An 11,813-nucleotide genomic window follows, 5' to 3' on the forward strand; every position below is an offset into this window, starting at 1 on the left:
ATGCAAGTCGTGGTGCAGGATGACGGAGAAATTATGGCGGCGGTGCAACGGGGAGATTCCTTTGCCCTAGGAGTTCTCTATAACCGCTACGGTGCGGTGGTTTATCGTTTAGCCCTACGCATATTGCAGCGCTCCCAGGATGCGGAGGATTTAACCCAGGAAATTTTCCTTAGCCTGGAGACCACCACTCCCTACAACTCCCAACGGGGGAATTTACTCAATTTTTTGCTTACCCTCACCCGTTCCCGGGCCTTGAACCGAATTCGCCAGGGTCGGAGCCGAGGGCGACTGTTAAAAGCCTGTCAACACAACCACTTAACGAATGTTCCCAATTTACCTATGGAAAACGCTGCTTTGTCCGAGTTGTCCCAACGGGTAGCATCGGCCTTGGAGACTTTGCCCCCTAACCAAAGGCAGGTGTTGGAGCTGGCTTACTATGAAGGGCTGAGTCAGTCGGAAATTACCCAAAAATTAGCCATTCCCCTTGGTACGGTTAAAACCCGTTCCCGTCAGGGGTTATTAAAGCTAAAAAATTTATTACAGGATCTTGTGGAGTAAACCGATGGAATCCCTAAACCCGATCTCCCTGCAGGAATTGTTGGCGGGCTATGTGCTAGAAGATTTAAATCCAGGGGAGCAGGCCCAGGTGGAGGAGTTATTAAGCCAAAATCCAGTCCTGGTAAGGGAAGTTGAGCAACTGCGGGCTACCCTCAACCTTTTGCCCTTGGGACTATCCTCGGCCGATGTTCCACCGCCCCTATTGCTTTCCCAATCTTCAGTTAATCAATTTTCTCCATCCGTAATTAAATCGACTCCCAAGTTTACCTGGGGAAAACTAGCTTTGGGCGGTGTACTGGCCACGGCGATCGCCGGTTTAAGCTGGCAAAATTATCGACTACAGGAACAATTAGCCACCATTGAGCAAACTAATCAGACATTGCAACAGGTGCTTGACTCCCAAGGGGATCAACAGCAGACTGAACAATTGTCGGCCTATCGTCAGGTAGTTAATCTTCTTCAGGAACCCAACAAAAACTTTTTAACCCTGCGGGCCACCCAGGCTAAATCCCAAGCAACGGGCAGTTTAATTGTGGGCGCAGAAAGTGCATCAGCACTATTAGTGCTAAGGGATGTACCTCCGATTAAGGACGGTAAGGTTTACCAACTTTGGGCTGTGATTGATGGCAAAAAAGTGCCCTGTCGTTCTTTTCTACCCAATGCCCAAGGGGAAGTTTTGCTAGAGATTCCTTTTGAAAAATGGTTGTCTGCCTCGGAAGTGATGGTCACAGAGGAAAAAGAAGTTTCTGCCCGTCAACCCCGGGGAGAAATGGTGATCCAAGGCCAACAGACGCCTTTCCAATCTTGAGCTAGGGACGTTTGACACAATTAAAATCATCTATCTAGCAGCCTTTGATCAGTCTTTTTAGTTCTAAACTTAAGTCAATTAAAGATAGGATCATCCCGCTCAATCGCCCCACTAAAATCCCTACTCAAACAAGGGGGAGATTTAACTGCCACACCTCAATTTTTCAAATAAATTTCAAAAACTAGAATTATAGTTAATAACAACTTCTATTGACCATTGCCCCTGGTCTACAGTGAAAATATCTATCTCAGTGAATGGTTTGGATTGTATTTTCAGAGTCCTACGCCACTAAAAATTGGGGAGCTTTTGCCTTATCCTGCTTAGAGATGACATCCAATGTAAATGTTTATGAACCCATTGCTCCCTCCCCTGTGGCCAATGATCGCCACTGCCGTAGAAACAGAAACGGAAATAGCTCCATTGGTATTGGCTGGGGTGCTCCTCAGTCTGGTGGTGATCTATTTTGCTAGTAAGTTGGGCGGGGAAGTTTGTCTCCGACTCAATCTGCCGCCAGTGCTAGGAGAATTGGTGGGGGGCGTGTTAGTGGGGGTTTCGGCCCTGAAACTATTATTATTTCCCGAAGGAGGTCTGGCCCCCGAAGATTCCCTCGTTATTCAACTGCTGATGGGATCCGCGGATTTATCCCCGGAAGCGGCCCAGTCCGTTTTCAGTGCCCAGAGTGAAGTGATTTCCGTCATTTCCGAGTTGGGGGTAATTATTCTCCTATTTGAAATTGGTTTGGAGTCTAACCTCAAGGAACTGATTCGGGTGGGTCCCCAAGCGGCGATCGTGGCGGTGGTGGGGGTAGTAACTCCTTTTAGTTTGGGCACCATCGGTTTGATGACCATTTTTGGGGTGGCGGCCATTCCAGCAATTTTTGCGGGGGCGGCCCTGACGGCCACCAGTATCGGCATCACTGCGAAGGTGTTGGCTGAGATCAACCGCCTTAGTTCCAATGAAGGGCAGATCATTATTGGTGCAGCAGTATTGGACGATATCCTCGGCATTATTGTGCTGGCGGTGGTGGGTAGCTTGGTAAAAACTGGGGAGATCCAAATCAGCAATATTATCTACTTAATCCTTAGTGCCACCGGTTTTGTGGTGGGTTCAATTTTAATTGGTCGCCTGCTCAGCCCCTTCTATGTCAGCCTAGTCAACCGCATGAAAACCAGGGGTCAGTTGCTCTTGGTATCCATTTGTGTGGCGTTTGTCCTTTCCTACATTGCCCAAATTGTTCAGTTAGAGGCGATTTTGGGTTCCTTCGCAGCGGGGTTAATCCTAGCGGAAACGGAAAAGCGGGAAGATTTAGAAGAACAAATTTTGCCTCTGGCAGACTTTTTTGTGCCGGTATTTTTTGTCTGTGTGGGGGCCAAAACCGATGTCAGTGTGCTGAACCCCGCCGTACCTGCTAACCGAGAAGGTTTGATTATTGCCGCCTTTTTAATCCTGGTGGCGATCGTGGGTAAGGTGGTTACCGGTTTTACCCTGTTTGGTAAGTCGGAATTGAACAAATTGGCGATCGGGGTAGGCATGATTCCCCGGGGAGAAGTGGGTCTAGTTTTTGCTGGGGTAGGGGCCGCTAGTGGAGCGTTGGATCCTGCCACCGATGCCGCCATCATCGTAATGGTCATTGTTACTACCTTTGTGGCTCCCCCTTGGTTGCGGGCTGTGTTTGAAGGGGCCAAAAAGGAGGAAGCTCCGGAAAAACCAGTTCCCACCCCAGATTAGTTAATCGCAATCCAGATTTAGATTTATCCTAAATTCATTTTTTGTCCTCGAGGCTTCCCTGATAAGCTTTTCGGGGATTCTTACTTTGGGTAGAAACCCTTGCTAGAATTATGACTGATAGGTATGACTAGACTAAGTTTAGATTCCTAAGACTATAGAGTCATAATTTTCCCCTTGAATTATCGCTCCCATCACCTCGCAAACTGACCTAGTAAGAAAATTTTAACTACCCAAGGCTGAGCTAAAATTATTTCCATGAAAAGATCTGTAACTATGTCTTCAACCTATGTTGTTAAACTGGATTCCCGTGGCAAAAGTCAGAGTCTAACACTACCAGAAGATCTTCGTCTCAATGCCACCGAAGTGGAAATTTATTGCCAGGATGGCCGCCTAATTATAGAGCCTCTTCCCCAACCCTCTCTATTGGCCAAACTGGTTCTTTTGGATGACATAGAAGAAAGTTTTCCCGAAAATTTTACTGACAATCTTCCTCTAGATAATATTAATTTATAAGTGTGCAGTATCCTTATTTGCTAGACAGAAATATACTTTCTAATTTGATTCGTCATCCTAACGGAACGATTTTCTTCAAAATTAAAGAGGTAGGGGAAGCTAACATCTCCACAAGTATTATCGTGGCTTGTGAATTAGCTTTTGGTGCGGAGAAAAAACAATCAAAAAGGCTACAGGAAAGGGTTAACTTAATTCTAGACTTGGTTCCCATTGCGCCAATGCTTGCGGGCATGGAGAAAGTGTATGGCAAAATCAGAGCTATTTTAGAACACCAGGGAACTCCCATAGGTGGCAATGCTCTTTTAATTGCTAGTCAAGCTATTTACGCTAATTTGATTCTCGTAACTGACAATACTGGAGAGTTTAAACGGATGCCTGGTCTGTCCGTTGAAAACTGGCTTTGATCCATCACTACTCCAATCAGTATTTCTAATAATCTTGAAAAAATAATCTAACTCAAAAGCTCTGGGCCAAGGCAATTTGGTATTATTAGACGCAGTGCGGTACAACTACCAGATCAGCAATTAGGCATTTAAACCATGGGCGCATCTTTTCGGGCAGAACCATTTCTCTGGATTCATTTGGCGGGGATTGTGGTGGTGCCATTGGCCCTGTTAACCATGATGTTGGGGTTAGCGCTGGGAACCCCTTTTTCTGTTTATGGCCTGGAACTAATTTTCTTAATTGCAGTGGGTTGGTTGCCAGTGATGGTGATGCAATGGTTTAAGCCCTTTGAGATTTTTAGTTTGCTGATCATTGCTCTGCGCCAGGATAGTTTGGGGGAAGACCAACTGCGAATTTTAAGTTTGTTTAAACGGAGCCAACAACGATGGATTACTTTGTTTGGGGGAATAATTAGTCTGGGTCTATTGTGGCTGGTGTATTACTACGCTCCGATCGCCTATCCTTGGGTGACGGATTTGCCCCAGATTCGTTTGGCAGGGGTTGGGCTAGCGGCGATCGCCTATTTGATGGCCAATTTATTTTTGCAGGTGCCCCTGAGTGTGTTGGGGGTGTTATCCACAAGCCAGTCCAAGTTTACTGAGACGATTCCCCTAGAGCCAAATCAGATCGAACAACAGTTCACCATTCCCGGCATTAAGTTGCGGCAGATTCCCCTGGTGCCAAGGATTAGCTCTTGATAACAAAGGATTTGCGCTCTCTGCTGGGGTAGAATCGGTAACGGGCGATTTTTCCTAGGTTTAGCCGATGTTGGCCTTGACCATGGCCGAGGAAAGACCAATTATCCCCTGTTGATCAACCTGACCAGCGCTAATCAGTATTTGATCCATCCCCATAAACAAGGCCTTTGCTAGGGCGGAATTACGAGAGACCCATTTTTCCATGACTATTTCTTTGGAAGCCGATTTAAAATCCCTGCAACAGTCTGCCCAGGCGGCGATCAGCGGTTGTGACGACCTGGATGGGTTGGATAAATTGCGGGTGCAATACCTAGGGAAAAAAGGGGAATTGTCCCTGATTCTTAAAGGTATGGGTAAACTTTCTGCGGAGGAAAGACCTAAATTTGGGGCGATCGCCAATGAGGTAAAAGAGGCACTCCAGCATGATTTGGAATCCCGCAAAGCCAATCTACAAAATGCGGCGATCGAAGCTCAGCTAGCGGCGGAAACTTTAGATGTGACCATGGCGGGCAGTTACCGTCCCCAGGGCCGTCGCCATCCCCTCAACAGCACCGTTGACCGGGTGTTGGATATTTTTGTCGGTTTGGGCTACACCGTCGCTACGGGGCCCCAAGTGGAAACGGATTATTACAACTTTGAAGCGTTAAATATTCCCGCTGACCACCCCGCTCGGGATATGCAGGATACCTTCTTTTTAAAAGATGGTCGTCTGCTCCGTACCCACACTTCCCCGGTGCAAATCCGTTACATGGAGAAGCATGATCCCCCCATCCGCATTGTGGCCCCTGGTCGAGTTTATCGGCGGGATACGGTGGATGCCACCCACTCTGCTGTATTTCATCAAGTAGAACTATTGGCGATCGATAAAGGTTTAGCTTTCACCCATTTGAAAGGCACCATTCAGGCTTTTATCAAACAAATGTTTGGGGAAGCATTGCCGATTCGCTTTCGGGCTAGTTATTTTCCCTTTACCGAACCCTCAGCGGAAGTGGATGTGCAATGGCAGGGTAAATGGCTAGAGGTGATGGGCTGTGGCATGGTGGACCCCAACGTAATGGAAGCAGTGGGTTATGACCCGGAAGTTTACACTGGCTTTGCCGCAGGCTTTGGGGTAGAGCGATTTGCCATGGTGTTGCACCAAATTGACGATATTCGTCGGCTCTATAACAGTGATCTGCGGTTTCTGCGGCAGTTTTAATGTTTTAAAATTGATCAACTAATTAACTCTCAGAGCGTGTTTGAAAAGCCCCCCTGGCCCCCAAGTTTGGGGGGAAGTTAAAAATAAAAGTGCCCCAGCATTGTCGAAGATTTAATGAGGAGATTTAGGGGACAAAATAAAACTTTTCAAACAGATTCTCAGCGCTGGGGAACATTCAGGGATGGTGATGCTGATCTCGGCGCAGACTCCACACAGGAATTAGTGTCTTTAAGTACCACTCTCAGCAGTAAGGCCTGAATTACCAACAGCCCACAGGCGGCCCCTATGAGCAAGTACCAGTACTGCCAAGCCAGTTTTCGCAAGGTTTGGGCCACCGCATCAGCGATGATTCTTTCCAAATGATCGCTGGTCAATTCTTTATGGACAATTTTTTCTAGCTGGCCATAGAATTTGTCGCTGGTTTGGCGCACCGTTTCATTAACTTGATGGTTAATGGCCGCTTCCACTTTTTGCAGGGGATTTTCCATGGTTTCACAGGATTAAGGCCGTCGGCCCAAGGTAACGAAACTAGGGCAATGAATCAAGGTTACGGGGCCACTGGAATGGCTGAATATTGGGTAAGTAATTAGACTCAACTTGGTTGACCTCGTTAGTGCACCAGGCGATCGCCATCCAATAATTATCGTTGCTCCCTTGATCCGCTAACAAAGGTTGACTAGATAATCGCCAATGGTTTGTATCTCCGCTATCCGGTAAGTACTGATATTTAGCTAAATTTTCGTCTGGTATAACTTGATTCAAGCCACCGCTAATGCCCTTCCCTGTAGCTTTTAAAAATGCTTCCTTCGCTGTCCAAAGTTGGTAAAACAGTTTAGTTCTTTTTTCCCCCTCTAAACTTTCCAATTGCTGAACTTCCTGGGGAGCAAAAAAACGCTTTGCTAATTTTAAGTAGTGGGGTTTAGGGAGCATAATTTGCAAATCAACCCCAATTTCCCCCTCTGTACTTAAGCCAATCAAACCATAATTCCCGCTATGGGCCACGTTAAACCATGGCGATCTCCGCTCCCTGTCCACTAACTCCGGCTTACCTTGGGGGCCATAGGTGAACTGTAATTGCTGGGGCAAACAGTCAAGCTGACGGGCTAGGAGTATGCGTAAAGCTAACCGCATAGTCAAAAATCGTTGCTTATCCTGGGGCCGTTGGTAGCGTTCCCCCCGGGCCATTTCTTCGGAACTTAATAGGGCTTGATAACCCGGAATTAAGGGGCGATCGGTGGGACAAAGCCAAATTTGGGGCTGGGGGAGCACAGGTCAGTTTAAACAGCGTTTTGAACAATCAAAGAGTTTCAGTATTCTTTTCCCTGCCCAAGTCCAGATAGAATGGGGAGCCGATCGCCAGTAACCTAAAGAAAGGAAAGGCAACGGGAGGAAAATTGTGACAGTTAAAATTGGTTTACTCGGTCTAGGTACCGTCGGCAGTGGCACAGTGGAAATTTTGCAGGATCCGCAGGGTCGTAGTCCCCTGCTCAAAGCCATTGAGGTTAAAGCAGTGGGGGTGCGTTCCTTGGATAAACCCCGCCAAGTAAATTTGCCGCCGGAGGTTTTGACCACCGACCTAGAAGCCATTGTCACCGATCCTGACATTGCCATTGTGGTGGAGTTGATGGGAGGATTGGAACCCGCTAGATCCCTCATTCTCCAGGCGATCGCCCATAAAAAACACATTGTCACCGCCAACAAAGCGGTCATTGCCCGTTACGGCCCAGAAATTTACGAAGCGGCCAATCAACACGGCGTTTATGTCCTCCTGGAAGCGGCGGTGGGGGGCGGCATTCCCATCATTAAGCCCCTCAAGCAATCCCTGGGAGGCAACCGCATCCAAAGTATCGTCGGTATTCTCAATGGCACCACTAACTATATTCTTTCCCGCATGACCAGTGAGGGGGCGGATTTTGACGAGGTATTAACGGCCGCTCAACAATTGGGTTATGCCGAAGCGGATCCCAGTGCCGATGTGGATGGATTGGATGCGGCGGACAAAATTGCCATCCTTGCTTCCCTCGGTTTTGGCGGCCGGGTTAAACGGGAAGATGTGGCCTGTGAAGGCATTAGATCCGTTAGTGCGGTGGATATTGCCTACGCCGATCGCCTGGGCTTTGTGATTAAACTACTGGCGATCGCCGATGGTAATGCGGGGGAAGATTCAGAAGCATTGCAACTGCGGGTACATCCCACTTTAATCGCCAAGGATCATCCCCTCGCCAGCGTTAATGGAGTTTACAACGGTGTGTTGGTGACTGGAGATCCCCTGGGGCAAGTAATGTTCTACGGTCGGGGAGCGGGAGCTGGCCCCACTGCCAGTGCGGTGGTATCCGATGTAATTAACATTGTTGGCATTATTACCAGCAGTGACGAAAATCCTGCCCTTGATCCCCTGCTCAGTTGCACCCACCAACACTACTGCCAGGTTTCCCCCATTGAAGATCTAGTTACCCGTTTTTATTGCCGCTTCCTCTGTGCTGACGTGCCGGGGGTAATTGGCCATTTAGGCATGGGTTTTGGCAACCACGGGGTTAGCTTAGAATCCCTAGTGCAAATTGGCTTCACCGATGGCTGTGCAGAAATTGTCGTCGTTACCCATGATGTGCGGGAAGGGGATTACCGGGCCGCCCTGGAGGAAATTAGCCAACTAGAAGCAGTGAAGGAAATTCCTAGTGTGATCCGGGTGCTGTCCTAAAGCCAATGTTGATTGCAAAACAATAATGGCAAGGATTTGGCGATCGCCTTTTTTGGTTAGGGTGAGCAAAATTAATTTATTTCTGGGGAGTGTATGGGCATGGCTAGTTTAAAACGCATTTTTATCACCGGGATCAGTGGTTGCATTGGCCACTATTTAGCGGATGAATTAATCCAAGGCACAGACCATGAGCTATTCCTACTGGTGAGAAATCCCGATAAACTCCAATTTGATCCCAAGCTGAGGAGTAATATTCATTTAATCCCCGGTGACATGGGCACCATTGAAGCCCACGCAGACTTGCTGCAAACCATGGACTGCGCCATTCTCATTGCCACCAGTTGGGGAGATCGCCAGGAGACCTACAACATTAACGTGGTCAAAACCCTGACTTTGATTAATTTACTCAACCCAGAACGGTGCGAACAGGTAATTTATTTTTCCACCGCCAGCATTTTGGACCGCCAAGGGCAACCACTACCAGAAGCAGGAAGTTTGGGCACTGACTATATCCGCACCAAATATCTCTGTCATCAGGCGTTGGAATCCCACCATGATTCTCCACCGGAAGTCACCCCCATTGCCGAAGCCATGGCTAACAAAATCACAGTGGTTTATCCCACCCTGGTCTTTGGCGGCGAACCCAGTAAACCCTATTCCCATCTTTCCGGCGGATTGGGGGAAATTTTGCGTTGGTTACCCCTGATCCGTTGGTTCCGGGCCGATGGAAGCTTCCACTTCATCCACGGTAGGGATATAGCTCGGGTGGTGGCCTATTACGTTGACAATCCCCCCCAGAAACGAATTGATGTGGTGCTAGGTAATGCTCCCCTCACCGCCACGGAAGGTATCCGTCAGGTTTGCCAGTATCATCGCCAGAAAATCTACTTTCAAATTCCCCTCTCTCTTACCTTGGCCAATATTTTCATCAAGCTGTTCCGCATTCAAATGGCGGACTGGGATAGGTTTTGCCTGGATTATCGCCATTTCACCTATCCCAACCCCGTTGCTCCAGCCCAGTTAGGCTTACCGGCCCATTGCCAAACCATTGCCGAATTGATGGCCGCTAGCCCAAAATCCACTGGTCGTAATTAGCCGCGGGCGTAGTCATCCTGAAAACGGATAATATCGTCTTCCCCCAGATATTCCCCATTCTGCACTTCAATTAAAACTAATTTAATTACCCCAGGGTTTTCCAGACGATGGGCAGTGCATTGGGGCACATAGGTGGACTGATTTGGTTCCAAAAGTTCTTCTTTATCTCCACAAACGATGCGGGCGGTGCCGGAGACTACAATCCAATGCTCACTGCGATGATGGTGCATTTGTAGGCTGAGACGATGGCCGGGGTTGACCTCGATGCGTTTGATTTTGTAACCGTTGCCCTCCTCCAGGGTGGTAAAAGAACCCCAAGGTCTGGTTTCCGTGGGTAAATGACTGGGGGTGGTGGCAGCTTGGGCAAGGGGAGTGGCAATCATTAATCTTTTTCCTCAACAACAATTAACCGCATCGACAATTTTTTCTAACCCAGGCTAACACAACGGCTTAGTTAGGGTTTAGGTTCCTATGGGGACAGCACCAATCAACGTCAAAAATTTGTTTACCCCGACTTACTTGAATCCTAGGCAAAGTCGGTAAATAAACCATACTCACAGGTTATTGCTGTTACTCCTCCTCTTCGACCCCTAGTTGCTCCGTAGCCCAAGTTTGCCAAAATTGGTAGTTTAATTTGCCCAAGGGCGATCGCCGTAGGGTCGAAACGGGCAACCAATGCTTCGGACATTTCGGTTTACTTAACTGAGCTTTGACACACTGGCTCAGGGTGGAAACATCATTCCCCGGACCCGGGTTAGGTACATAGACTGCTACTAACATTTCTCCCCAATGGCGATCGCCAACTCCGACGATGACCACATCTTGGACTAAATGGCGATCGAGCAAGAGAGCTTCTATGTCCTCTGGATCAATATTTTCTCCGCCGCTGATGAGACGCCGACCCCGACGACCGGTGATATGAAGATAACCGTTGTGGCAATAACCTAAATCCCCGGTGGTGAAAATTTCCCGGCTGGAGTTTTCATTCTGGGGGACATAACCTTTGAATAAAGCACGGGATTGGATGTTGATAAGGCCCACTGTGCCGGGGGCAACCATTTCATCTTTGGAGTTGGTAATGGTCAATTGAACATGGGGCAACAACTTTCCGACACCCGTTTGGCCGGCCAGAAATTCTGCCGGGGTAAGGGTGGCAATTTGGGCCGCAGTTTCCGTCATGCCATAGGTGGGCGCTAGGTTAAGGCTTGCCGTTTTTGCTTTGGCCAAGAGTGCGGGCCAGGCCGGAGCTCCCCCTAAAAAAATTAGCCGGAAATTTTTTAACCAGGCACCATGGCGATCGAGCAAATACTCCAACTGGGTGGGCACTAAAGAGGTGACATAATCGGGGGGAAAAGGAGGGGCAGATTGTTTCACTAAGCTGTAATCCAGAGGGCTAAAATTCCCTCCAGTTAAGGCCGATCGCCACCATTGCATAAAGCCCCCCACATGGTACAGGGGAAGCAGACAAAAACTATTAATTTGGCCATTCCTAGGTAACAGGGGGCCAAGGAACTGCTTTAAACCGTCCACTGCCATGGTCAAAGTCTGGGGACTGTGGAGGGCAAAACGGATTGTGCCTGAAGAACCGCCGGTGGGAAAACCAATTAATAGTTCTGGGCTTTTCCCTTCTAGTTGGTTTTTCGGAGTGTTAGTTTTGTGGTGAACGGAAGTTAATTCTGAATTACTATCGGTGAGCTTTAACCACTGCTGTTGCCACATTAATGATCCCCAGAGGCGATCGGGTTGCAAAAATTGGGCCACTTGTTGCCATTCCCTTTGTTGCCATTGATGATTAGCAATGAATAACGTCCCCCGGCCGACCCGCAAAAAAGCCACCACCGCTGCCCAAAATTTGCCCACATTTGTCTCCGCTAACAAAATCTGGGGAGATTCAATTCCTGTCAAACTTTGCTCGTATTCTTCTTCCCATATTTGCCAATCAAGGGGTAATTCTTGCCCTAAAATTCCCAAGCCATTTTTTAAAGAAAATTCCAAGGCTGAGGCGATCGCCTGGGGGGAATTCAGTAGGTCCGGCATACCAGTTTCCATGAATTGCATAGACATCAGGCCGTG

14 protein-coding genes are annotated in these 11,813 nt (G+C 48.2%); 9 read left to right on the forward strand and 5 right to left on the reverse strand.

The window, feature by feature from the left end; all coding sequences use genetic code 11:
- The 6 genes from H6G46_RS04415 (at nt 1) to H6G46_RS04440 (ending at nt 4,749) form a co-directional block, all read left to right on the forward strand.
- Nucleotides 1-558: a sigma-70 family RNA polymerase sigma factor gene (locus tag H6G46_RS04415; RefSeq protein WP_010873561.1), complete on the forward strand. Its 558-nt coding sequence runs from the start codon at nt 1-3 to the stop codon at nt 556-558.
- A gap of 4 nt (nt 559-562) precedes the next feature.
- Complete coding sequence (locus H6G46_RS04420; RefSeq protein ID WP_010873560.1) at nt 563-1,366, forward strand: anti-sigma factor; 804 nt, start codon at nt 563-565, stop codon at nt 1,364-1,366.
- Nucleotides 1,367-1,708: 342 nt separating this feature from the next.
- A complete protein-coding gene (locus H6G46_RS04425) occupies nt 1,709-3,094 on the forward strand; it encodes a cation:proton antiporter (protein WP_010873559.1) in 1,386 nt (461 codons plus the stop codon).
- Nucleotides 3,095-3,367: 273 nt separating this feature from the next.
- Nucleotides 3,368-3,607 (forward strand): antitoxin, encoded by a 240-nt coding sequence (locus H6G46_RS04430; RefSeq protein ID WP_020862133.1) that lies wholly within the window; start codon nt 3,368-3,370, stop codon nt 3,605-3,607.
- Nucleotides 3,608-3,609: 2 nt separating this feature from the next.
- Complete coding sequence (locus tag H6G46_RS04435; RefSeq protein WP_010873557.1) at nt 3,610-4,011, forward strand: type II toxin-antitoxin system VapC family toxin; 402 nt, start codon at nt 3,610-3,612, stop codon at nt 4,009-4,011.
- Nucleotides 4,012-4,146: 135 nt separating this feature from the next.
- Nucleotides 4,147-4,749, forward strand: a complete 603-nt coding sequence (locus H6G46_RS04440) for a low-complexity tail membrane protein (protein WP_010873556.1) — start codon at nt 4,147-4,149, stop codon at nt 4,747-4,749.
- Nucleotides 4,750-4,809: 60 nt separating this feature from the next.
- Here H6G46_RS04440 and H6G46_RS04445 read toward each other — a convergent pair whose 3' ends face one another.
- Nucleotides 4,810-4,953 (reverse strand): hypothetical protein, encoded by a 144-nt coding sequence (locus H6G46_RS04445; RefSeq protein ID WP_158299080.1) that lies wholly within the window; start codon nt 4,951-4,953, stop codon nt 4,810-4,812.
- Between H6G46_RS04445 and pheS the strand changes: the two genes are divergently transcribed.
- The gene (pheS, locus tag H6G46_RS04450) at nt 4,952-5,947 is read left to right on the forward strand and encodes a phenylalanine--tRNA ligase subunit alpha (protein ID WP_010873555.1); all 996 of its coding nucleotides are present in this window, start codon (nt 4,952-4,954) and stop codon (nt 5,945-5,947) included. The two genes, H6G46_RS04445 and pheS, sit on opposite strands and share 2 nt — an antisense overlap.
- A gap of 158 nt (nt 5,948-6,105) precedes the next feature.
- Here the strand turns inward: pheS and H6G46_RS04455 are convergent, their stop codons facing one another.
- Together H6G46_RS04455 and H6G46_RS04460 are read right to left on the reverse strand one after the other, a co-directional pair.
- Entirely contained in the window at nt 6,106-6,435 is a 330-nt protein-coding gene (locus tag H6G46_RS04455) for a hypothetical protein (RefSeq protein WP_010873554.1), read from the reverse strand.
- 40 nt (nt 6,436-6,475) lie between these two features.
- A complete protein-coding gene (locus H6G46_RS04460) occupies nt 6,476-7,216 on the reverse strand; it encodes a 4'-phosphopantetheinyl transferase superfamily protein (RefSeq protein ID WP_010873553.1) in 741 nt (246 codons plus the stop codon).
- A 127-nt stretch (nt 7,217-7,343) separates the two neighbouring features.
- Here H6G46_RS04460 and H6G46_RS04465 point away from each other — a divergent pair, with 127 nt between their 5' ends.
- Entirely contained in the window at nt 7,344-8,645 is a 1,302-nt protein-coding gene (locus H6G46_RS04465; protein WP_010873552.1) for a homoserine dehydrogenase, read from the forward strand.
- A 93-nt stretch (nt 8,646-8,738) separates the two neighbouring features.
- The gene (locus tag H6G46_RS04470) at nt 8,739-9,740 is read left to right on the forward strand and encodes an NAD(P)-dependent oxidoreductase (RefSeq protein WP_010873551.1); all 1,002 of its coding nucleotides are present in this window, start codon (nt 8,739-8,741) and stop codon (nt 9,738-9,740) included.
- On the opposite strand, the gene H6G46_RS04475 is transcribed toward H6G46_RS04470, so the two are convergent.
- The gene (locus H6G46_RS04475) at nt 9,737-10,123 is read right to left on the reverse strand and encodes a phosphomannose isomerase type II C-terminal cupin domain (protein ID WP_010873550.1); all 387 of its coding nucleotides are present in this window, start codon (nt 10,121-10,123) and stop codon (nt 9,737-9,739) included. The genes H6G46_RS04470 and H6G46_RS04475 overlap by 4 nt on opposite strands.
- A gap of 187 nt (nt 10,124-10,310) precedes the next feature.
- A complete protein-coding gene (locus H6G46_RS04480; protein ID WP_231848038.1) occupies nt 10,311-11,798 on the reverse strand; it encodes a 2-succinylbenzoate--CoA ligase in 1,488 nt (495 codons plus the stop codon).
- Between the last annotated feature and the right edge of the window lie 15 nt (nt 11,799-11,813).

Source organism: Synechocystis sp. FACHB-908 (assembly GCF_014698595.1).
In the GTDB taxonomy this organism is placed as follows: domain Bacteria; phylum Cyanobacteriota; class Cyanobacteriia; order Cyanobacteriales; family Microcystaceae; genus Synechocystis.

Coding starts and splice junctions, on each gene's coding strand:
- H6G46_RS04455 (WP_010873554.1), bottom strand. CDS start 6,435: ATGGAAAATCCCCTGCAAAAAGTGGAAGCGGCCATTAACCATCAAGTT.
- H6G46_RS04415 (WP_010873561.1), top strand. CDS start 1: ATGCAAGTCGTGGTGCAGGATGACGGAGAAATTATGGCGGCGGTGCAA.
- H6G46_RS04430 (WP_020862133.1), top strand. CDS start 3,368: ATGTCTTCAACCTATGTTGTTAAACTGGATTCCCGTGGCAAAAGTCAG.
- H6G46_RS04470 (WP_010873551.1), top strand. CDS start 8,739: ATGGGCATGGCTAGTTTAAAACGCATTTTTATCACCGGGATCAGTGGT.
- H6G46_RS04445 (WP_158299080.1), bottom strand. CDS start 4,953: ATGGAAAAATGGGTCTCTCGTAATTCCGCCCTAGCAAAGGCCTTGTTT.
- H6G46_RS04475 (WP_010873550.1), bottom strand. CDS start 10,123: ATGATTGCCACTCCCCTTGCCCAAGCTGCCACCACCCCCAGTCATTTA.
- H6G46_RS04425 (WP_010873559.1), top strand. CDS start 1,709: ATGTTTATGAACCCATTGCTCCCTCCCCTGTGGCCAATGATCGCCACT.
- H6G46_RS04420 (WP_010873560.1), top strand. CDS start 563: ATGGAATCCCTAAACCCGATCTCCCTGCAGGAATTGTTGGCGGGCTAT.
- H6G46_RS04440 (WP_010873556.1), top strand. CDS start 4,147: ATGGGCGCATCTTTTCGGGCAGAACCATTTCTCTGGATTCATTTGGCG.
- pheS (WP_010873555.1), top strand. CDS start 4,952: ATGACTATTTCTTTGGAAGCCGATTTAAAATCCCTGCAACAGTCTGCC.
- H6G46_RS04480 (WP_231848038.1), bottom strand. CDS start 11,798: ATGCAATTCATGGAAACTGGTATGCCGGACCTACTGAATTCCCCCCAG.